Annotated in this window: 19 protein-coding genes and 1 riboswitch; of the genes, 16 read left to right on the top strand and 3 right to left on the bottom strand. The window is 48.5% G+C overall.

Features of this window, described 5'->3' with window-relative positions:
• The first annotated feature begins 12 nt into the window (after window positions 1-12).
• Window positions 13-123, top strand: a riboswitch (TPP riboswitch).
• Window positions 124-322: 199 nt separating this feature from the next.
• The 7 genes from thiS to C7R91_RS22945 are packed head-to-tail and all read left to right on the top strand — an operon-like array spanning window position 323 to window position 5,834.
• On the top strand, window positions 323-526 hold the full coding sequence (thiS, locus tag C7R91_RS22975) for a sulfur carrier protein ThiS (protein ID WP_016743632.1): 204 nt from the start codon (window positions 323-325) through the stop codon (window positions 524-526).
• A gap of 5 nt (window positions 527-531) precedes the next feature.
• Window positions 532-1,305 carry a thiazole synthase gene (locus C7R91_RS22970; protein ID WP_047067316.1) on the top strand — a complete coding sequence of 258 codons (774 nt, stop codon included), beginning with the start codon at window positions 532-534 and terminating at the stop codon, window positions 1,303-1,305.
• A complete protein-coding gene (locus C7R91_RS22965; protein WP_047067315.1) occupies window positions 1,298-2,593 on the top strand; it encodes an acetylornithine deacetylase in 1,296 nt (431 codons plus the stop codon). Before C7R91_RS22970 ends, C7R91_RS22965 begins: the two co-directional genes overlap by 8 nt.
• Before the next feature lie 7 nt (window positions 2,594-2,600).
• Complete coding sequence (gene tenA / locus C7R91_RS22960; protein WP_047067314.1) at window positions 2,601-3,281, top strand: thiaminase II; 681 nt, start codon at window positions 2,601-2,603, stop codon at window positions 3,279-3,281.
• A complete protein-coding gene (locus tag C7R91_RS22955) occupies window positions 3,266-4,048 on the top strand; it encodes an ABC transporter ATP-binding protein (protein WP_047067312.1) in 783 nt (260 codons plus the stop codon). Before tenA ends, C7R91_RS22955 begins: the two co-directional genes overlap by 16 nt.
• Complete coding sequence (locus C7R91_RS22950) at window positions 4,048-4,806, top strand: ABC transporter permease (protein WP_047067310.1); 759 nt, start codon at window positions 4,048-4,050, stop codon at window positions 4,804-4,806. The genes C7R91_RS22955 and C7R91_RS22950 overlap by 1 nt, the downstream gene beginning before the upstream one ends.
• The gene (locus C7R91_RS22945; RefSeq protein WP_047067309.1) at window positions 4,803-5,834 is read left to right on the top strand and encodes an ABC transporter substrate-binding protein; all 1,032 of its coding nucleotides are present in this window, start codon (window positions 4,803-4,805) and stop codon (window positions 5,832-5,834) included. Before C7R91_RS22950 ends, C7R91_RS22945 begins: the two co-directional genes overlap by 4 nt.
• A 102-nt stretch (window positions 5,835-5,936) precedes the next feature.
• Here the strand turns inward: C7R91_RS22945 and C7R91_RS22940 are convergent, their stop codons facing one another.
• Entirely contained in the window at window positions 5,937-7,319 is a 1,383-nt protein-coding gene (locus C7R91_RS22940) for a sensor histidine kinase (RefSeq protein ID WP_047067308.1), read from the bottom strand.
• The gene (locus tag C7R91_RS22935; protein ID WP_047067306.1) at window positions 7,320-8,033 is read right to left on the bottom strand and encodes a response regulator transcription factor; all 714 of its coding nucleotides are present in this window, start codon (window positions 8,031-8,033) and stop codon (window positions 7,320-7,322) included.
• 152 nt (window positions 8,034-8,185) lie between these two features.
• Here C7R91_RS22935 and C7R91_RS22930 point away from each other — a divergent pair, with 152 nt between their 5' ends.
• Genes C7R91_RS22930 through C7R91_RS22920 form a run of 3 tightly spaced genes read left to right on the top strand, consistent with a single transcriptional unit; the run spans window position 8,186 to window position 10,590 of the window.
• Window positions 8,186-9,097 (top strand): ABC transporter ATP-binding protein, encoded by a 912-nt coding sequence (locus C7R91_RS22930; protein WP_047067303.1) that lies wholly within the window; start codon window positions 8,186-8,188, stop codon window positions 9,095-9,097.
• Window positions 9,097-9,846 (top strand): ABC transporter permease, encoded by a 750-nt coding sequence (locus C7R91_RS22925; RefSeq protein WP_047067301.1) that lies wholly within the window; start codon window positions 9,097-9,099, stop codon window positions 9,844-9,846. Before C7R91_RS22930 ends, C7R91_RS22925 begins: the two co-directional genes overlap by 1 nt.
• A 12-nt stretch (window positions 9,847-9,858) precedes the next feature.
• A complete protein-coding gene (locus C7R91_RS22920; RefSeq protein ID WP_047067300.1) occupies window positions 9,859-10,590 on the top strand; it encodes an ABC transporter permease in 732 nt (243 codons plus the stop codon).
• Window positions 10,591-10,852: 262 nt separating this feature from the next.
• Here the strand turns inward: C7R91_RS22920 and C7R91_RS22915 are convergent, their stop codons facing one another.
• Window positions 10,853-11,395, bottom strand: a complete 543-nt coding sequence (locus C7R91_RS22915; protein WP_047067297.1) for a hypothetical protein — start codon at window positions 11,393-11,395, stop codon at window positions 10,853-10,855.
• A gap of 179 nt (window positions 11,396-11,574) precedes the next feature.
• Here C7R91_RS22915 and dacB point away from each other — a divergent pair, with 179 nt between their 5' ends.
• From dacB to C7R91_RS22885, 6 genes are all read left to right on the top strand, one after another.
• Window positions 11,575-14,469: a D-alanyl-D-alanine carboxypeptidase/D-alanyl-D-alanine endopeptidase gene (gene dacB / locus C7R91_RS22910; RefSeq protein WP_047067295.1), complete on the top strand. Its 2,895-nt coding sequence runs from the start codon at window positions 11,575-11,577 to the stop codon at window positions 14,467-14,469.
• 167 nt (window positions 14,470-14,636) lie between these two features.
• Window positions 14,637-15,701: an Ldh family oxidoreductase gene (locus C7R91_RS22905; RefSeq protein ID WP_047067293.1), complete on the top strand. Its 1,065-nt coding sequence runs from the start codon at window positions 14,637-14,639 to the stop codon at window positions 15,699-15,701.
• A gap of 84 nt (window positions 15,702-15,785) precedes the next feature.
• Window positions 15,786-16,178, top strand: a complete 393-nt coding sequence (panD, locus tag C7R91_RS22900; RefSeq protein WP_047067291.1) for an aspartate 1-decarboxylase — start codon at window positions 15,786-15,788, stop codon at window positions 16,176-16,178.
• Window positions 16,179-16,216: 38 nt separating this feature from the next.
• Window positions 16,217-16,909, top strand: a complete 693-nt coding sequence (locus C7R91_RS22895) for a YheC/YheD family protein (protein ID WP_047067289.1) — start codon at window positions 16,217-16,219, stop codon at window positions 16,907-16,909.
• Between the two features lie 182 nt (window positions 16,910-17,091).
• Window positions 17,092-18,435: a branched-chain amino acid transport system II carrier protein gene (brnQ, locus tag C7R91_RS22890; protein WP_047067287.1), complete on the top strand. Its 1,344-nt coding sequence runs from the start codon at window positions 17,092-17,094 to the stop codon at window positions 18,433-18,435.
• 132 nt (window positions 18,436-18,567) lie between these two features.
• Window positions 18,568-19,773 (top strand): DUF418 domain-containing protein, encoded by a 1,206-nt coding sequence (locus C7R91_RS22885; RefSeq protein ID WP_047067285.1) that lies wholly within the window; start codon window positions 18,568-18,570, stop codon window positions 19,771-19,773.
• Window positions 19,774-19,902 lie beyond the last annotated feature (129 nt).

The raw sequence follows: 19,902 nt of genomic DNA, 5'->3' as shown, positions 1-19,902 counted from the left end.
AATTGCATAGCATTACTACCAAACGGGGGCCAAGCAACGTTGGCTGAGATTGTAACGAGTGTGTTACTGACCGTTGAACCTGACCTGGGTCATGCCAGCGGAGGAAGAGGTATTTTGGAATCAGTATCACATGTCGCATCCGAGCAAAACTATGCTTGTTTGTGCGCATGCATGATAAGATGACACTCAACCATCCGAGGCGGATGGTTTTTTTATGCCATTCGTCCGGTGAGATGGGATGGGTATACGGCTTCTTCTGTTTGTCTGAATCGACTCAGGCAGGTGGGAGAAGCCGTTTTTTTCCAGTAGAAGGAGGTAATCAATGATTGTTCAGCTGAATGGGAAAAAAGTAGAGTTGGCGGAAGAGATCACTACAGTGCGGGCCTTGCTTGCTTCTTATTCCCTGCAAGAGAAGATTGTCGTCGTTGAGCGAAATGGTGACATTATTGATCGCTCTGCGTACGAACAAACACCGATTGCAGACGGAGATCGCATAGAAATCGTTCATTTTGTCGGAGGAGGATGATCATCATGATGGATACATTGAAAATTGGACCTTACGAGTTTCGCTCCCGCTTGCTGCTGGGGACAGGTAAATTCGCTGATTTGGATACACAAGGGAAAGCGGTAGAGGTGTCAGAAGCAGAAATTTTGACCTTTGCGATTCGTCGCTTGAATTTGGAAAATCCGCAAGAACCGAACTTTTTGGAACAACTCGATTTGAAAAAATTTACCCTGCTACCAAATACAGCAGGTGCCTATACAGCGGAAGAAGCAGTGCGTATTGCACGTTTGGCTAAAGCATCTGGACTGTGTGACATGATCAAGGTCGAGGTTATTGGAGATCCAAAAACACTTCTCCCTGACCCGATTGGCACGCTCGAGGCTTCGAAAATCTTGGTGGAAGAAGGCTTTATCGTGCTGACCTACACCAATGACGACCCCATTCTTGCTAGACGTCTGCAAGAGGTTGGCGTACATGCGGTTATGCCAGGTGCGTCACCAATTGGTTCCGGGCAAGGGATTGCCAACGAAAACAACCTCCGCTTTATCATCGAGGATGCGAAAGTACCGATTATCGTAGATGCAGGAATTGGTTCGCCAGCAGACTGCGCAAAAGCAATGGAGCTGGGTGCTGATGGTGTCCTGTTGAATACAGCAGTCGCACTCGCTGACAATCCTGTCCTGATGGCAGAAGCGATGAAGCTCGGGGTGGAAGCAGGGCGCAAAGGCTTCCTGGCAGGCCGTATCGCGAAAAAGCGTTACGCATCCGCGAGCAGCCCGACCGAAGGGATGATTGAGTAGCGTGGATCGACTGACAGAAGCGGTAGATTCGATTGCCAGCCGCAAAGAAGAGCTGTTCGCTCTATTGGCAGAGCTCGTTTCTCATCCGACTGTGAGTCCTCCCGCGCGAAACAGCGATGCCGCACAAGGAGTAATCGCCAACAGACTGCAAGCGATGGGATTCGAAGTGGATCGCTGGACGGTATATCCGGGAGACGACAATATCGTCGGTCGGTTATCAGGGCGTGCCTCAACCCACGCAAACAGCTTGATTATCAACGGACATATTGATGTGGCTGAAGTCGGAGATGATACCGGGTGGACCTATCCACCTTTTGCTCTGACGCATGGCAAGGATGGCCGCCTGTACGGCCGTGGAGTTGCAGATATGAAAGGCGGACTCGCAGCAAGCTTGTTTGCGATCGAAATGCTGCGCGAACACGGAGTGGAGCTCCAAGGTGATCTGCTCTTTCAATCCGTCATCGGAGAAGAAGCAGGTGAAGCGGGGACATTGGTCGCCATCGAGCGTGGCTATCAGGCTGACTACGCCGTTGTAGTGGACACGAGTAATCTCCATATGCAAGGGCAGGGCGGGGTCATTACAGGCTGGATCACGATTGAGAGTCCGACGACGCTGCATGACGGAATGCGCGCACAGATGATTCATGCAGGCGGACGCGTTCGGGGAGCTTCTGCCATTGAAAAAATGGCGAAGGTGATCACTGCACTACAGGAGCTGGAGCGTGACTGGGCTGTCATGAAGTCCTATCCCGGCTTCCCGCCAGGCAGCAATACGATCAATCCCGCAGTCATCGAGGGAGGTCGTCACGCTGCGTTCATCGCAGATCGTTGCGCTCTCTGGATTACTGTTCATTTTTATCCGAACGAATCCTACGAAGAGATTATTCGAGAGATCGAGGATCACGTTGGGCGTGCGGCAGCAGCTGATCTTTGGTTGAGAGACAATCCTCCAGCATTCCGCTGGGGTGGACGTTCGATGATTGAGGAGCGCGGTGAAATCTTCCCTTCACTGGAGTTGGATACGAAGCATCTGGGGTTGGCAATGCTGCAAGCCGCATATGAGAGTCATATGCATCAAACGCCTATCATTAATATGTCGCCTACGGTAACGGATGCAGGCTGGTTTGCGCATGCAGGCATTCCGGCTGTCCTATTCGGACCCGGTGAGCTCACGCATGCACATGCCGTAGATGAATCAATTGATCCTGACCAGCTTGTTCATTTTGCCCAGATCATGGCCCGTTTCATCGCCACCTGGTGCAATACCCCAAAGGAAGCGAAGGAGTGAGAATAGCATGGCAACCTTTACTGATCGTTTGAGAAAAAGTGTAGCCCCGATCTGGGAGCGTGTTCATCAACATCCTTTCGTCACCGGACTTGGAGATGGCAGCCTGCCCGTTGGTGCGTTCAAATATTACATGAAACAAGACTACATCTATCTGATTGATTACGCGAAAATGTTCGCGATTGCGAGTGTGAAGGCGTACGATCTGGAAACAAGCTCCAGATTCGCAGCTTTGCAAGAATCGACGCTGAACACAGAGATGGAGCTGCATCGTCAGTATGCCGAGCGTTTCGGCATCTCACGCGCGGAGCTGGAAGCAACCGAGCCTTCGTTTGTGATGTTGGGATACACCAGCTACATGCTGCGTGTCGCTCATCAAGGGTCGTTGGCAGAATTGGTGAGTGCACTGCTCCCATGCACGTGGAGCTATTGGGAAATCGGCAAGCGCTTGGCACAAGTAGAAGGGGCGCTAGATCACGAACTGTACGGCGAATGGGTGCGTATGTATAGCTCCGATGAGTTTGGGCAGTTGGCGATCTGGCTGATTGAGATCATGAATCAATTGGCGGAAGGTAAGAGCGAGCAAGAATTGGCCAAACTGGAAGAGTATTTTGTCAACACCTCCAAAATGGAGTACATGTTCTGGGACATGTCCTACAGAGAGGAAATGTGGCCGTGGGAGAACAACTAGCTTTCGCCGACGTCAGCTTTTCGTATGGCGACAGGCAGATTCTCGATCATTTTGATCTCCGTGTGGAAAAAGGGGAATTCGTCAGCTTGATCGGTCCGAGCGGGATCGGGAAAAGTACCTTGTTTCAGCTCATCGCAGGTCTTCTAGAGCCGGGACAAGGCGAAATCAGACTTGGCGGAGTACCAGTGGCAAATCGTTTGGGACAGGTCGGTTATATGCCCCAACGCGATCTGCTCATGCCATGGCGTACGATTGTCGAAAATGCAGCTTTGCCGCTGGAAATCAAAGGTATGACGAAAAAAGAAGCGCATGAGCGTGTCAGACAGGAATTGCCAAGGTACGGGCTTCAAGATTGGGCTGACAGTTATCCTGCCCAGCTTTCTGGTGGGATGCGCCAGCGGGTTTCCTTTTTGCGCGCATTGTTTTCTGGTGCAGAGATGATGCTGTTGGATGAGCCGTTTAGTGCGTTAGATGGAATAACGAGAATGGACATGCAAGAGTGGCTGATGGAAAAGTGGCAGGAAACAGGCAGTACGATGCTGATGATTACACATGACATCGACGAAGCTATTTTACTTGCAGATCGGATTATCGTGCTTTCAGGGAGTCCGATCACCAAGCCGATCGAATTAACCGTTCCGGTGAGCAGACCGCGAACGGCGAGCAGCCGCAACCAAGCCGGATTCTTGGCATTGCGTGAACAAATTTGGGAACTGCTTCGACAGGAGCGTCAAGCAGCAATGAAGCCGTTGAGGAGAGAAGCATGATGGGGAGAGGCATTTGGTTTGGTATCTCCATCGTTATTTTTCTTTTGGTGTGGGAAGCTGGATGTCGCTTCCTCGGAGTGCCGCCATTCATTTTACCACCACCTAGCGCTGTGGTTGTGTCTTTGTGGGATTTACGTGCCTCTCTAGTAGGTGTACATCTTTGGGCGACGTTAAAGGAAGTGTTACTGGGGCTATCGATCTCGATTGTATTTGGAATCTCCCTTGCATTTGCAATGATTCGCAGTCGGATTGTGGAGCGCTTGGTCTATCCGTATATCGTCATCTCCCAGACGATCCCCATTATCGCGTTATCACCCGTATTCATTTTATGGTTCGGGTATGATTTATCTGGAAAAATCGCTGTTACGATTCTGTTTACTTTCTTTCCGATCGTCGTGAACGCATATGATGGGCTTCGCTCGACAGACAAGGAAATGCTTCAGCTGTTAAAAACGATGGGGGCAACAAACGGACAAATTTTCACCAAGCTGCAACTCCCGTCGAGTTTACCTCATTTCTTCAGTGGTCTAAAAGTGGCAGCTACCTACAGTGTGGCTGGCGCGACCATTGGGGAATGGCTGGGAGCGAGCGAGGGACTCGGGTACTTTGGCAGACGGGCATCCGGCAATTTTCAGGCTCCCGCGCTGTTTGCCTCGGTCCTGTTGCTCTCGATTCTCGGCATGCTGCTGTTTTGGCTGGCTGGACGAATCGAACGTCATTTTTCCCCGCATATGAAAACCAAAGGAGAACAACAATGAAACCTTTCAACAAATGGACGAAAGCATTCATGGCACTTACATTGGCAACAGGTCTTGCTGCTTGCGGCAATCAGGCGAGCTCGGATGCTGTTCAGACGCAAGCTCCTGCTGATAAAGGAACGGAGCCTACTGAGCTGAGGATTGCGCTCGATTGGTATCCGAATGCTGTACATTCCTTCTTGTATGCCGCAGAGGAGCAAGGCTATTTCAAAGACGAGAACCTCAAGGTGACGATGCAAATGCCTTCAGACAGCAATGATCCGTTGAAGATGGCGGCTGCGGGCAAAGTGGATTTGGCAATCAGCTATCAACCACAGCTCATCCAAGCTCGTGCAGAAGGAGTTCCTGTCGTATCTGTAGGTGCACTCGTTCGTCATCCGTTAAACGTGATCATGACGCGCCAAGACAGTGGGATCGATACTCCGCAAAAGTTGGCAGGAAAAAATATCGGTTATCCATCCCTTCCACTTGATGAATCGATCGTACGTCAAGTTGTGAAGCACAATGGTGGCGATGATTCCGGACTGACCTTCACGGATATCGGCTTTGACATCGTCCCAGCGTTGACGGCCAAAAAAGTCGATGCAGTGGTGGGTGGCTATATCAACCATGAACAACTGATTTTGGAGAAGCACGGTATCCCAGTCAATGTGTTCAAGCCTTTTGAGTTTGGTGTTCCAGACTATTATGAGCTCGTATTGGCGACAAGTGATGAGACTTTGGGCAAAAAGCAGAAAGCTGTAGAAGGTTTCCTGCGCGCGATTGGCAAGGGCCAGGACTATGTGAAAAATAATAAGGAAAAGGCCCTCGATCTGTTGCTTGCCAAACAGGCTGCCGATTTCCCGCTGGAAAAAGACATTGAGACCAAGAGCTTGGATACCCTCATTCCATTGATGGATGCGGGAGAAAAGCCTTTTGCATACCAGACAGCCGAATCATGGCAAACACTGATTGATTGGATGAAAAAAGAGAAGCTGATAACAACTGACGTCAAAGCAGAAGAGATCATGCGAGATCTCGTGAAGTAATTGATCCAGAATCAGTCAAAAAGCACCCCTTTGCACGCTTTTGAGAGTCTACTCTCCATTGGCGAGACAGAGGAGGTGCTTTTTTTCTATCATGCCTTTCTTTTAGGAGGAGAGAGGGAAACAAAGTTCTGCTGTCATCCCTTTTCCTGTATCGCTTGTTAACAGCAGGTGTCCATGATGAGCGGCAGCAATACGTGCAACCATGGGCAAACCGAGACCATGACCATTGTGTGAGGGAGATTTTCTTTTTGACGAATAAGGCAATTCCACCAAGTCAGGCAGCATGGCTTGCTCAACGCCTTTTCCGTTATCTGTGACAATCAGGAGAGCATTGCGCTGGTTGGGTGACAGAGTCGTTTGCACGTGGATGTGACAGCCTGATGGGTTATGCACGATGCTGTTTTGGACCAGATTCGTGATGGCGCGGACAAGAAGTTTTTCATCGCCCATCACGAAGCATTGCTCAGTCGTGACATCCAGCTCAATGGTAAACGACTCTGCCAAATCATTGTTCAAAAAGTCAGTGACAATTTGTCGTGCTAGTGTCGATAGCCGAATCGGTTTGGTATGAATGGGCTGCATTTCGTATTCCAGCATGGAAACGAGATTCAAGTCGCTGACCAAAGACCGGAGCTTTTCCCCTTGCTTTCGAATAATGCTTGCTTTTTGCTGCTGTTCGTAAGGCACCACGTCGCTCTCTTCCAATTCACTGGCATACCCGAGCACCATCGATAATGGCGTTCGTATATCGTGGGAAATTCCTGCAATCCAGTTCGAGCGTGCTTCGTCTCTGGCTTTTAGCAAAGCGTTCTTCTCTTGCAGAAGCGACGATGCGTGATTGATGCTTCGGGCAATCCCGCTGAACATTCCTTTCGCCTCGAGATGTGTATGCTGATCTTCTGATAGAGCGTGAATCCCGCTAATCAGTGGGCGGATGGCCCGAATGAGTCGGGAGCCGATGAACAGCGAGAGTAGAGCGGCGAGCAGTATATTTCCGAAAAGCAAAGCCAGTAATCGATAAGGTAAATCGCTAATCCAACTGATCGGAAAATGAATCTGGTACTTGGCGAGACTGTCCTTCGGGTAGCCTACGACGACTAGCCCCATCTCATGCTCCCAAACAAAAACGGGATAGTCCTGTAAGTAATTTCGCGAGAACTGCGCCACTTCTGCCAGAGAGTACGTGCGGGGCAATTGGTCTGGTATGGCGTAGTCCCAGATGACCTTCCCATTGTTCGCAATCAGCATGGCCCAAGCTTGGCTTTTTTGCAACCATTCTTCGGCATCTGGTTCCAACGTATAGTGGGAACCGTTCTTGTAGAGACCTTCTGCAACAGTTTGTGTGACTTGAACGGGAGGAGCTCCTTCATTTATACCTTTGAAAACAAATGTACCGAGAATGATGTAATTGACGATGAGCAAAAAGACGGCGATCAGGATAGAAGCAGCTGTATACCGACGTAAAATTCGTGCGGCTCCATCCATCTACAACTCTTCCTTTACGAGTAATTTGTACCCGAGTCCTCTTACCGTCAGCAAATATTCAGGAGTGGACGGACATGGCTCGATCTTTTCACGAATGCGCCGCATATGAACCATCAGCGTATTTTCATACCCGTAGTAATCGTCACCCCATACGGATTGGCACAGGGCATCACTCGTGACGATTCGTCCCCGATTTTCATAGAGTTTTCGCAAGAGGGCGTGTTCCTTGGCGGTCAAAGCGTATTCGTGGTGATCTCTCGTCACGATTGCCGCCTCCAAATCGATCGTACTGTCACCAAGCTGGAAAACGGGCAGACGATCGATTTGGGGAGGAGCGTAAACGCGTCGCAAAATGACCAGGAGACGGAGAACGAGCTCGCGCGGCAAAAATGGCTTCACGATGTAGTCGTCAGCGCCTAGGCCAAGTCCGAGCAATCGATCTTCATCTTCCCCTCTCGCTGACAGAAAAATGACAGGGATTTGCGAGAAGCGACGGATCGAAGTCAAAAGTCCAAATCCATCACCATCAGGCAGCATGACATCCAGGATCGCGACATCTGGCTTGTCCGAAACACATATCCCTAACGCCTCTTTACAACTACCCGCATGAAAAATGCGAGAGAATCCTTCTTTACGCAAAAATCCATCGATCATGTTTCTGATTTCAAGCTCATCTTCCACGATGAGCACTTTTTTCTGTTTCCACTCTTCCATATTGAATCACCCGTATTCATTATACTCGCTCGATTTGTGTGTTCTACCCATTCGGAGTCAATTTAAGGTTGTCGTAAGGTTGCTGTCAGCTTAGCGACGGGTTGGGACTCTATGATTTCGTAGAAGAGACCAACAGATAGGAGCGAGAAACGATGAATACGGTGATTCGAACGGAAAACCTTTCAAAACGTTATGGAGGAGCCTATTGTGTCCAGCGGGTGAATCTTGCGGTAGGAGAAGGGGAGGTCTACGGCTTCCTCGGTCCAAATGGTGCAGGAAAATCAACGACTCTGAAAATGCTGCTAGGATTAGTCAAGCCGACTGAAGGGAGTGTATCTGTATTCGGGAAGGATTTTAGCAGGAACCGACTTGAGATTTTGAGTCAGACGGGTTCCTTGATCGAGGCTCCTTCCTATTACGGTCATCTTACCGGACTGGAAAATATGCGGGTCATGCAGCGGTTGCGAGATGTCCCGGACAAACAAGTAGAGAAGGTCTTGCAAATCGTCCGTTTGGAAAAACAACAGAACAAAAAGGTAGATCAGTATTCACTCGGGATGAAGCAGCGATTAGGAATTGCCATGGCTTTGCTGCATTTTCCAAAGCTCGTCATCCTCGATGAACCGACAAACGGCCTGGACCCTGCGGGAATCGGTGAAATTCGGGAATTGATTCAATCATTGCCATACCAGTATGGAATGACCGTCTTGCTCTCCAGCCATCTACTCTCGGAAATCGAGCAAGTGGCCACATCTATCGGCATTATCCACGGGGGGAAACTCTTGTTTCAAGGGAGTATGGAGCAGTTGCAACAAAAGAATCAGCCTCAGGTTTGGTTGAAAACACAGGATAATGAAAAAGCAAGAAGGATTCTTCAAGATGTAGAGACTTCTCCAATTCTCCAAGATGGCTTTCTTGTTATGGAAGGCATGGGAGACAGAGAGGTAGCGCAGACAAACCGGACGCTGATTATGGCGGGCATTGATGTTTATCGCATTGAAGTGCACAAACAAAGCTTGGAGAGTATTTTCCTTTCCCTTACAGGCAAGGAGGGGAGTTTGTAATGAGGACGCTTTGGCTGGAGTTTTATAAAATTCGACATAAGCGTTTGTTTCTCATGCTCGCCGTTCTTTTGAGTATCGAACTGGCATGGGGGTTTATGGCTGTCAGTATCTCCATGACAAAAAATCCGGATGCGCAGACGTGGAGCGCCATACTAGTCACGATTACAGCCATGAACGGATTGTTTTTGCCGATCGGTTCGGCTGTCATTGTTTCACGGATTTGTGATATGGAGCACAGAGGGCGTACATGGAAGCTGCTGATGGCTGCCTCTGTCAGTAGGAAAGCTGTTTATGCGGCAAAATTCGTCTCTGCGGCTGCTTTGATGGGGGGTGCCGTCATTCTACAGGTTTTCGCGATCATGGCATTTGGCATTGGCTTTGGATTAGCAGAGCCAGTCCCGATTGGCCTATTACTCCGCTTTGTAGCAGGGACCATGCTGACAAACCTCGTGGTGATTGCTCTGCAACAATGGGTCTCTCTCGCCATCAAAAATCAGGCATTTAGCCTATGCCTCGGGATGATCGGGGGCTTCATCGGCATGACAGCGAGTTTGTTTCCGCCACAAATCGGACGTCTTTTCATCTGGTCGTACTATGTAGACTTTTCGCCAGTTACGTATCAGTACGTGAACGAAACTATGCTGTTTACTACACGTGAAATCGGCATTCATTTGCCGATCATCGTCGTACTCATGGGCATCGCATTTTTCCTTGCTGGGAGCATTCACGTATCCCGGCAAGACGTATAGGGAGGACCTTGTATGCTAATTAGATGTTTGGGAGCAGAATGGGAAAAACTGCGTCGTTCTCGTATATGGCTCGTTTTGCTTGTGCTTCCTGTTTTCAGTACGCTGATCGGTTTCGCCAACTACTGGATGAACCAAGCGATCCTGCAAAATGGCTGGTATAGCCTGTGGACGCAGGTGAGTTTGTTCTACGGAGAATTTTTCTTGCCCATTCTGATCGCGATCTGCTGTTCGTTCGTGTGCCGACTGGAGCATGGAAACCGTAACTGGAATGTGATACTGACAGCGCCTGTTTCGACTCCAACGATTTTTTTCGCGAAGCTTGTGGTGGTTGGCGTTCTCCTTTTTGTTGTGCAGCTTTTCTTCTTCGTGCTGTACATGTGCGCAGGATTCATCGCCGGATTACCAGCACATTTTTCGTTTCCACCGGAAGTGTTCGGATGGATCATGCGAGGCTGGCTGGCTTCGCTCACCATCATCGCCTTCCAACTATGGCTTTCTACCCGGCTACAGAGCTTTGCTGTACCTGTCGGCATTAGTGTTTGCACTGTTTTTGTAGGGTTGGGCTTGTATGTGTCTGGGCTCGGGATGTTTTTTCCTCTGTCACTTTTGACGATTGGCATGGGCGTGCTCAGTCAAGAGAGTTTGTCGCTAGGAGAACTGTGGACTTTTGTCGTCATGTGTGTACTGTTTGTGACTAGCGGCTGTGCGCTGGGGATTCGTCAGCTAACGAGAGCAGGTCTTTAACAGTTTTCGCCACATTAACGGTTTCCCTTTCCTGTCAAACAACCTTATAATAGAAGGTGAATGCTTGAATGAGGAGAAGTTTCCATGGACGACAAACACATAAACAAGACGAATAGCAAATGGGTGATCTGGGGTTTTATTCTCAGTGTACTCGCTTGTGCTGTGTCTATGGTGATTTTTATCTACGTGATGCGCAACTGACAGCACATGATGGTAACGTCAAAAAACCGCTCGTTTACGAGAGCGGTTTTTTGCTGTGGCGTTAGCGGGATATCGCTGTTATTTTTCGGACGACTTCTTCTTGGGACAGCTGGTTCAGCTCGGAAAAGCCGAGGTTGGTAAGAGCAATGGTTTTTCCTTGGGAGATTGGATAAACGCCTTGCCAGAGACCTGCTGTACTGTACAGCTGTGATCCGCTTACTTTTCGTAAAAACAATAAATAATTTCCCTCCGCCAACGGCCCAGGATATTGCAGGTTGAGCGGACTGGAGGCATCGGGAAGCGGTTCTACGCCAGTGCTAATCACAGTTAATCGTCTGGATGACGAGCCTTTTATGGCCGTTTTTACATGGAGGCTTTGTGTGTAGTTTACGATCTTGCCTTGGGGAATGGTGCGTCCCGTTGGATAAGCCCGATGATTACTGTCAACCCGCCCGATGACGATCAAGTCGCACTTTTTGACGAGCTCCTTAAGAGAAGAATAGGGGGAGGGATCTACTTGTACACGCCCGATGTCGGTTTGGGCATGGACGGGGAATGAAAAGGCGCAGAGAAGTGACAAACTGAGAAGCAATCGATAGAACATGAAACCATTTCCTCCAAACAAAAGAAGTCTTGAAGGTAGTATGAACGAAATGGGTATCGTTCATGCTTGTTGATTTTTAGTATAATGGTAATATTCCGAATAAATAGAATACATGCTATCATGATGGCGTACTGTGATTTGTTGGTGGAAATCGCCCAGACTATGACAAGGAGGTTATCATGAATCATTTGTTTGCTTTTCGACATGTCGGTACGTGGTTTTTCGTGTTGGCTCTCTTGTTGCAGGTAGCAGCTTCGCCTGTGCAAGCCAAGGAAGAGACCGCTTCTTCTAGTCCTCTTGCACTCAGCATAGAAAAATTCCTCGCCGATTTGAAAAACGATGAGAATAGCAAGGGGATGTACGCTGGAATCGCGGTCTACGATCTAACCGACAAAAAGTATGTATATAAGCACAATGCCAAACGTAATTTTATCCCGGCTTCCAACATGAAGCTGTTTACGACCATCGCGGGTCTGGATAAGCTGGGGCCGGATTATCAGTGGAAGACCGAGGTGTTTGTTTCAGGAAAGGTGAATAACGGAGGCATTTTGCAAGGAGATCTGATTTTAAAAGGCTATGGGGACCCTAGTCTGAAGCCAGACGATTTGCAGCAAATGGCAAAAGCTATCAAAGATTTGGGGATCAAACGCATCAATGGAAACCTGCTTCTCGATGACAGCTATTTCGATGAGACCAGATTGGGTACGAGCTGGATGTGGGATGACGAACCGTATGGGTACAGCGCTCAGGTAAGTGGATTAGCCGTAAATAAAAACTTTACAACCCTAACAGCAACCCCTGGAAAAACAGTGAACGATGCTCCCGTCTTGACCATGAATCCGGCTACCACATACATAACAGTCACAAACCAGTTGAAAACGACAGCGGGCAAGGAGAGCAACGTGCTCGTCGAGCGTCCGCGCGGGAAAAATGAAATCATTGTATCCGGTACGATCGGGGTGCAAGCAGCTCCTTATGATGAGGATGTCACAATGGAAGATCCGGCTTTTTATGTGGGCGACCTATGGAAGAATCAGTTGCTGAAACAAGGGATTGCCTTACATCCGAAGACAGAAGTGAAAAAAACCGTGCTGCAAAGCGGAGTACCACTCTATACCCACTTATCCAAACCATTGGGTGAAATCACGGTGGAGCTCAACAAGGATAGTGACAATTTTTATGCGGAGATGCTTGTAAAGACGCTGGGCGTTACTCAGAAAGGTGAGGGCAGCTTTGAAGCAGGCAGTGAGGCGGTAGCGGACGTGATGAAGCGCGCTGGCATTGAGTCAGGCTTCCGTCAGGTCGATGGCTCGGGGTTATCGAGATTTAATATGATCACTCCAGAGCAGATGATTGAAACGCTTATCTTTTTGCAGGAGCAAGAATATCGAACGGAATTGGAAAAATCACTCCCAATCGCAGGAGTAGACGGCACCTTAAAAAACCGCATGAAAGGAACCAGCGCCGAAAAGAATTTGGTTGCAAAGACAGGTTCGTTAAGCGGAGTAAGTACCATGTCGGGTTATGTAACAGCGAAAAATGGTCATAAGCTGGCTTTTTCGATTTTGATCAACGGCATTTATAAATCGAAGTATGCAAGGGAGCTACAGGATCGAATCGGAATTTTGTTAACAACCTACCCAGATATCGCAGCACCGGAGGGATTCACCCCTCCAGAGAAAAAGACGTACCCCCTTTCTGCTTTGATTGATCCCATCCTCGATACGCCGGAAGCAGCAGGGGTAACGGCTGGAATCATGATCAAATCGTTGGATTCAACAGATGACCCTGTTTTATATGAGCGTGATGCGGACACACTGCTTACCCCGGCTTCGAATCTGAAGCTGCTGACGACTGCCACAGCTTTGAACCAGCTTGGTTCGGACTACGTATTCAAAACGGAAGTGTATGGAGACGCCCCGATCACCTCTACCGGCATACAGCAAGGCAATCTGTATGTGAAAGGGTACGGCGACCCTACCTTGCATACGGAGAATGCGCTAAAAGTGCAGGAAGGTGTGTCAATTGAAAAAATAGCAGGGTGGCTCAAGCAACAAGGAATCACGCGTATCAATGGGAACCTCGTGATGGATGACAGCTACTTTGACCAACAACGGCTGGGTCTCGGCTGGGCATGGGATGATGAGAGCTACTATTACAACCCGACCATAGGGGCTCTAGCAATGAACAGAGGGACGGTCATGATCGAATTCAAGCCGGCCAACGATGCCGGCGAACCAGTGGAAATCAATTTGCTTCCCCAAACAGCGTATGTGCAAGTAATCAATGAAGCCAAGACCGTACAGAAAGGGGAAGAAAATACCTTTGCTATCCTGCGTGACCGTGGGACAAATACCATCAGACTGTCAGGGAACCTCCCACTTGATCACGAAGGGGATTACGAGCGCGTACCTGTAGAAGAGCCAGCAAAGTACGTGGGGTCTGTTCTGAAGGAAACGTTGGAGCAGCATGGAATTGCGTTTGCTCCGAAAAGCGAAGTGATGATTCAGCCAGTTCCTCCAGCAGCAGTGAAATGGACACAATTTGAGTCAATGCCACTCAAGGAAATCGTTCAGTACCTCAACAAGCGAAGTGACAATTACTACGCAGAAATGCTCCTCAAGACGCTCGGAGCCGTAAAGAAAGGGAAAGGGAGCGCAGCCATTGGTGCAGAGATCGTTCAGGAAACCGTAGCTTCGCTCGGCGGGAATACCACCTTCGACATGATGGATGGCTCAGGATTGACCCGCTACAATCTTATTTCTGCTCGGCAGATCGCCTCCGTACTTGAGGGGATGACCAAAGAATCAACATTTGCCGCTTATGATGAATCTTTACCCATAGCGGGAATAGACGGGACACTGAAAAACCGCCTAAAGGACACAACTGCCGCGAATAATCTTCATGCGAAAACAGGTTCGATGACAGGTGTAAACACGCTGTCGGGCTATATCACGACCAAAGGCAAAGAGAAGCTCGTTGTTTCGATTATGTTCAATGGGTATGTCGAGGATGAAGAGCTGTTTACCAAGATGCAGGATCAGATTGTTGAGATACTGGCCAGTTATGAATAGGAATCACGCAAAAAAGGAGCCCCAAAACCGGGAGCTCCTTTTCTATTGGTATCGTCTCTTGAACTGGGTCAATGCCTGTAGCGGTCAATCAGCGGGCGACATATCTATATTCAGATTAGGAAGCAGGCGAAGTATAGAACAGCGGTGAAGGAGGGGAAAAAGAGAAGATGCACCCTGCACTCTTTCATTGGAAGCGTTTGGAGCAAGTCGTAACAGAAGTGCTTGTACAGGCAGGTGCCAGACATGAGCATGCAAGGCTTGTCGCAGAATCCCTCGTCCATGCTGATTTGCGCGGCACCGAATCCCATGGTTTGGCGAGGCTGCCGATCTATATCCAACGAATCGAAGCAGGCTTGATCGAATTGAACGATGAACCAGTGGTATGGAAACAAGAGGGAGCAACAGCACTGGTAGACGGCAAAAACCAACTGGGTGCGGTGGTCGGGGTTGCGGCATTGGAGGAAGCGATTAAGTTGTCAGGGCAGATGGGAATCGGGGTAGTTGGTGTTCGTCATTCCAACCACTTTGGCTCCTGTTCGTACTATGCAGAACGAGCGATTGCAGAAGGAAGGATTCTACTGGTGCTTTCCAATGCCCCCGAAGCTATGGCGCCAACAGGAGGGATTCGCCCTTTTTTCGGAACGAATCCGATTGCAGTGGGAATACCGGCAGGGGAAGAACCATCTTTTTTGCTAGATATGGCTACAAGTGTCGCTGCCAGAGGAAAAATTGCCTTAGCCGCTAAAAAAGGAGAATCCATTCCTGCCAATTGGGCCATCGACCCTAATGGGAAGGAAACGACTGATCCCACACAAGCCTTGCTAGGCTCTCTATTGCCGATCGGGGGAGCAAAGGGTTATGGATTGGCGATGTTCATCGATATCTTGTGTGGGCTGCTAACAGGAGCAGCAACGGGACCACATGTAAAAAGCTTATATGACAATTGGCAAGAGCCACAAAACGTCGGACATCTATTCTTGACAGTCGATATTGAACGATTTATGCCACTCCCCGATTTTTGCGCCAATATGGATGCATACATTCGTGAGGTGAAAAGCGTTCCTACGAAAGAAGATGTATCGGAAATTTTTATACCTGGGGAGATCGAGAGTCGAAAAAAGCAAGAACGTATGGAAAACGGTATTCCATTCGAACCGAATTTGACAAAAGAACTCAGCCAACTATGCCTCACCTATGGAATCGATTTGGAGGCTGCGTATCATATCCCCTAACCAGATTTCCTTTCGCAGGAGGTTTCATGGACAATCCATCGCACATAGACTAATGTCATCGGTTTGGAAAGGAGTGAACCGCCTATGCAACGACACATGTGCAAAGGCAAAATTCACAGGGCGACAGTTACGCAGGCGGAACTGGATTACGTGGGGAGTATCACAATTGATGTTGCTCTCATGGATGCGGCAGATATCAAGCCTTATGAAATCGTGCAAATAACCAGTTTGCGTAATGCCACGCGCTGGAAAACATACGCGCTACCCGGAGCATCGGGTAGCGGAGTCATCTGTCTGAACGGTCCACCTGCCCACTTATTCTCGCCGGGAGATCTCGTCATCATTTTGAGTATGGGCATGTACGATGAAACCGAGATCGAACAGCTCGTTCCCAAGGTCGTGTTTGTAGACGAACAGAATCGTATCACGAAAATAGAGGAGCATCATCTGATAAAGAATGGAGAGACACTGCCATAAAACCGCCAAACGTAGGAAAATGGGGCAAGCATAAGCACATGGTCAAAGACGAACTTTTGCAGGAGTATTTGCCCAAAACCCGCGTGTACTCTCCAGAAGAGCTGTGGCAGTATGCAGAAGCGTTTACACACGTGATGCTGAAGCCTTCGGGAGGCGGCGGTGGGGCAGGGATTATTCAAGTAACGGCGCGAGGAGAAGAGAAGTATTTGGTCCATAGTGGGAGTCGTCAGCGTCTCGTAAAGGGAAAAGCGGCCACGATCCGATACGTGGAATCGTTGTTTCGGCCAAAAACATACCTGCTCCAGCCACGTATCCCACTCGGAAGAATCAACGGCAGGCCTTTTGATGTGCGTGTCATGATCCAGCGCAGGAGCAACAAGGAGCCTTGGGTGATAACAGGGTGGTGTGCAAAGCTTGCAGGTCCGGGCTATGTCGTGACAAATGTGGCTCGCAGCCGTGGAAAAGTTTTGCCCATCCAGACGGCAATCAAGCTGTCGAATATAGAGGCAGGCCCGCATCTCTTAAGTGATATCCGCATGATTGCCGCGGCGGTAGCTAAGCGATTGGGAAGAGCCTATCCGACACTCCGGGAGATTGGTTTGGACTTAGGAATCGATGTGGACGGCAAACCGTGGATTATTGAGGCCAACTTCAGACCTTCTCTTTCTCTTTTTCAAAAGCTGGAGGATAAGACCTTTTACAAACGAATTGTTTCCATGCGAAAACGATAAGAGGATAACCACTTGTCGATGTTGCTCAAACGGTAAGCTATGGGCAGGTGGTTTCCTCTGTTTTTTACTCCTAATAAAAGTGGGAAAAATCTTTCAATTACAACTATGGCGCAGCTACTAGCGAAGGAACGCAAAAGTTGATAGAATGCCTCTCAATAAGATGGGAGGTAATATACACGTCGATGATAAATTTGTCTAAGAAAGAAATGCTGCTGGTCAGTTTTATGCTGTTTTCGATGTTTTTTGGTGCAGGAAACCTTATTTTTCCACCCTATCTGGGTCAAGAGGCTGGTTCCCTTGTTTGGCTGTCGATTACAGGCTTTGTATTATCTGCGGTTGGTCTGCCCATTCTTGGTGTGATTGCCATCGCAAAAGCAGGGAGCTTTTACCAATTGGCAAGTCGTGTTCATCCAAGCTTTGCTCTTATTTTTCCTATTTTGATTTATGTGTCGATTGGACCCGCACTTGCCATCCCACGTGCAGGCAGTCTCGCGTACGAGATGGGAATGGCGCCGTTTTTGCCGGCAAAAGCCGCTGATTCCACCTGGAGTCTTTTCCTCTATACGATCGTATTTTTTGGCATTGTCTTTTGGTTCAGTCTGACCCCTTCCAAATTGATTGATCGCTTTGGAAAAATACTGACTCCTACCCTGTTGACGATGATTGCTTTAATCTACGTCAAGAGCTTATTCACACCACTTGGTCCAACGGGAGTACCAGCAGGAAAATATGCTACCAATCCGGTCGTGCAGGGTTTTCTAGACGGGTATTTAACGATGGATGCTTTGGCTGCACTCGTATTTGGTATCGTGATCGCCAATACGTTGCGGAGCAAGGGAATTGAGGACAAAAAGCAGCTGTCTGCGAATATGATCAAAGCAGGCATTGGCGCAGGTATGTTGCTGACATTCATCTACGTCATTTTGGGATTGCTGGGTTCATCCGGTGCCTCTTTAGGAAGGCCGGAGAATGGCGGGCTACTCCTTACAGCAATCATGAGGCAGTTATTTGGGACAAGCGGTACACTGATTCTTGGTGTCATCTTTACCGTTGCCTGCCTATGTGTATCAATTGGCCTCGTAACTTCTTGCAGCCAATACTTTCATGGACGATTTAAAGGGTTGTCCTACAGAGGATGGGCGATTATTCTCTGTGTCCTGAGCATGGGCGTCGCAAACTTGGGTCTATCGGAGATTTTAAGTGTATCTGTCCCAATTCTGGGTGCTATTTACCCGATAGCTATCGTGCTCATTTTGTTGGCGTTGCTAGAGCGTTGGATACTTGCCCATTCGTCTGTGTATATGGCGACTGTCGCAGTTGTTACGGTTTTTGGTGTCGTGGATTTGATGAATCTTACGTTTTTTAATCAGAGCTGGAACGATATCTTGGGTGTCCTTCCGTTTTATAAGGAAGGCGCCGGTTGGATCATGCCAGCAATATTTGCTGGTTTTGTCGGTGTTCTGTTCGACTTTCGGAAAAGGACAGACCGCACAGGAACAGAAACAAAGACTTCCCCATCCAAATAAGGTAGCACGAAAGAGAGGGCTTCGTTTTCGCGAAGCTCTTTTCTTGTGAAGGAAGCATTTTGTTACTTTTTTCGAGGTTCATTCGTATTAAAAGTGTTAAAGCCTAAGGAGCAGTTGAGGAGGTTCATTGACGTGAAAGTAGCACCTGTTTCGGAAGGTGAGCGAATTCGGCAGCTAGATGGGATTAGAGGCTTTGCCCTTTTGGGGATCTTGCTAGTGAATATGCCCTCATTTTTGTATCCCATCATGTTCTTACCAGATGCAGGGATGGTCAATACTCATTCGGAAATGGATGGTTGGATACGGCTTTTGTTTAACATGTTTGTACAGACGAAGTTTTACACTATCTTTTCGTTTTTGTTTGGGGTAGGCTTCTTTCTGTTTATGCATCGCGCCGAGAGCAAACAGTTGCCTTATCAAAGCCTTTTTACTCGCAGACTAGTAGTTCTGCTGATTTTCGGAATGACCCATCTCGTTTTCCTCTGGTATGGAGACATTCTTCATACGTACGCCCTAGCTGGTTTTCTTCTGTTGCTGTTTTACCACAGGCAAGAAAAGACGATCAAAAGATGGGCGTGGACGCTCTTGATTGGTATGCAGGCCCTGTCTGCTCTGATGCTGACTGTTCCTGAGGACCTCGTTTCTATGCCAGATCAATCACCGCTCATTCAAAAGGCTATCGATGCCTATACGAATGGGTCGATTATTGAAAGGTTGCAATTTCGGGTTGGTTACGAAATTCCGGTAGTTCTTTCCTTTGAGTTTTATGTCATCCTATCGGTATTTCCTTTCTTTTTATTCGGATTCTTGGCAGCCAAGCGGGGCGTATTTGAGAGAACGGAAGCATTTATTCCAGCCATTCGCCGCGTATGGTGGTTGGCGCTGGGCTTGAGTGTTGTGCTTGTACCGATGATTCCGCTTGTTCAATTTGGCATCGTAAAATTTCCTGCCTCGATCTCGATCGCCGTTCAGACATTTGTTACCTGGAGCGGTATTAGTCTGTGCGCTTTTTACATCACGTCACTGTTGCTTCTTTATCGGAAAGAGAGCGGCAAGCGCATGCTGAAGCATTTGGAACCGGTCGGCAGAATGGCCTTAAGCAACTACTTGAGCCAAACGATCATCACTGTATTGGTTGTGCGTGTTGGACAGTTGTACGGAACGCCTGAGCTGGCTCTCGGTTTGGTGTTTAGCTTAGTGATCTTTACTGCCCAAATCTTCGTTAGTCGCTGGTGGCTCGCCAATTATCAGTTTGGTCCGGCAGAATGGCTTTGGCGCTGTTTAACATACGGCAAACTCGTACCAATGAGACGAAAAGGAGGTTCTCATGCGATTTGACACGCTCATGACAATGGCTGTCGTGCTTGTGCTGACGTCCTGTTATTTTTATTTGTGGAAAAGGCTTCGCTCGAAAACGTCCAGTTAATTTGGGCGTTTCTTTTTGTTCCTTCAGCGTTAGCGCAGAGC

The sequence above is a fragment of the Brevibacillus formosus genome (assembly GCF_003013405.1).
Classification (GTDB): Bacteria; Bacillota; Bacilli; order Brevibacillales; family Brevibacillaceae; genus Brevibacillus; species Brevibacillus formosus.
Note: the sequence above shows the minus strand (reverse complement) of the source record. Positions and strands in the feature narration are given on the sequence as shown.

Excerpts from the sequence above, each read along its gene's own strand:
- thiS (WP_016743632.1), top strand. The coding sequence starts at position 323 with ATGATTGTTCAGCTGAATGGGAAAAAAGTAGAGTTGGCGGAAGAGATC.
- C7R91_RS22945 (WP_047067309.1), top strand. The coding sequence starts at position 4,803 with ATGAAACCTTTCAACAAATGGACGAAAGCATTCATGGCACTTACATTG.
- C7R91_RS22970 (WP_047067316.1), top strand. The coding sequence starts at position 532 with ATGATGGATACATTGAAAATTGGACCTTACGAGTTTCGCTCCCGCTTG.
- C7R91_RS22935 (WP_047067306.1), bottom strand. The coding sequence starts at position 8,033 with ATGGAAGAGTGGAAACAGAAAAAAGTGCTCATCGTGGAAGATGAGCTT.
- C7R91_RS22920 (WP_047067300.1), top strand. The coding sequence starts at position 9,859 with ATGCTAATTAGATGTTTGGGAGCAGAATGGGAAAAACTGCGTCGTTCT.
- brnQ (WP_047067287.1), top strand. The coding sequence starts at position 17,092 with ATGATAAATTTGTCTAAGAAAGAAATGCTGCTGGTCAGTTTTATGCTG.
- C7R91_RS22940 (WP_047067308.1), bottom strand. The coding sequence starts at position 7,319 with ATGGATGGAGCCGCACGAATTTTACGTCGGTATACAGCTGCTTCTATC.
- dacB (WP_047067295.1), top strand. The coding sequence starts at position 11,575 with ATGAATCATTTGTTTGCTTTTCGACATGTCGGTACGTGGTTTTTCGTG.
- C7R91_RS22905 (WP_047067293.1), top strand. The coding sequence starts at position 14,637 with ATGCACCCTGCACTCTTTCATTGGAAGCGTTTGGAGCAAGTCGTAACA.
- C7R91_RS22915 (WP_047067297.1), bottom strand. The coding sequence starts at position 11,395 with ATGTTCTATCGATTGCTTCTCAGTTTGTCACTTCTCTGCGCCTTTTCA.
- C7R91_RS22895 (WP_047067289.1), top strand. The coding sequence starts at position 16,217 with ATGGTCAAAGACGAACTTTTGCAGGAGTATTTGCCCAAAACCCGCGTG.
- C7R91_RS22925 (WP_047067301.1), top strand. The coding sequence starts at position 9,097 with ATGAGGACGCTTTGGCTGGAGTTTTATAAAATTCGACATAAGCGTTTG.
- panD (WP_047067291.1), top strand. The coding sequence starts at position 15,786 with ATGCAACGACACATGTGCAAAGGCAAAATTCACAGGGCGACAGTTACG.
- C7R91_RS22950 (WP_047067310.1), top strand. The coding sequence starts at position 4,048 with ATGGGGAGAGGCATTTGGTTTGGTATCTCCATCGTTATTTTTCTTTTG.
- tenA (WP_047067314.1), top strand. The coding sequence starts at position 2,601 with ATGGCAACCTTTACTGATCGTTTGAGAAAAAGTGTAGCCCCGATCTGG.
- C7R91_RS22930 (WP_047067303.1), top strand. The coding sequence starts at position 8,186 with ATGAATACGGTGATTCGAACGGAAAACCTTTCAAAACGTTATGGAGGA.